Here is a 595-nt window from a genome sequence, read left to right as displayed (position 1 = left end):
ATAATTTAGTTTCCGTCATTATGCCAGCTTTTAATGCCGAAATGACAATCTTAGAGAGCATTAATAGTGTTTTAAGACAAAGTTATAAAAACTTTGAGTTAATTATATGTGACGATAACTCTACTGACTCTACAAAAAATATTGTATGTTCCGTTGATGATAATAGGATTATATATTTAAAAAATCTATATCAGAAAGGCGCTGCAGGAGCTAGAAATTTTGCGTTAGATAACTCAAATGGTCGTTACGTTGCTTTTCTGGACAGTGATGATGTGTGGTCTGAGGATAAGCTTTATAAACAACTAAAATATATGAATGAAAACAATATATATTTCACATATGGGGCATATAAAACTTTTTCGGATGATGTCAAGGTTACTAAGGGACACTTTATACCACCGAAAATGGTGGCATATGAGAAACTTTTAAGAAGTTGTCCGATAGGTTGTTTAACTGTTGTTATTGATAGGAAATTTACAGGCTCATTTTCATTTCCATACATACCGAAAGAGGATTATGCCTGTTGGTTAACTCTAACTAATAGATTTGGGGATGCTTATTTGTATGAAAGTAGTTTTGATTCATATTATAGAAT

The 595-nt window shown here is 31.6% G+C and carries 1 protein-coding gene; it reads left to right on the top strand.

Annotated features, from left to right (window positions below):
- On the top strand, nucleotides 1-595 hold a 595-nt coding region (locus J3L11_RS18920; protein ID WP_207572000.1), incomplete at both ends, for a glycosyltransferase family 2 protein.

The organism is Shewanella sp. 4t3-1-2LB (genome assembly GCF_017368415.1).
GTDB lineage: Bacteria > Pseudomonadota > Gammaproteobacteria > Enterobacterales > Shewanellaceae > Shewanella > Shewanella fodinae.
This window is presented reverse-complemented; position numbering and strand designations above follow the sequence as displayed.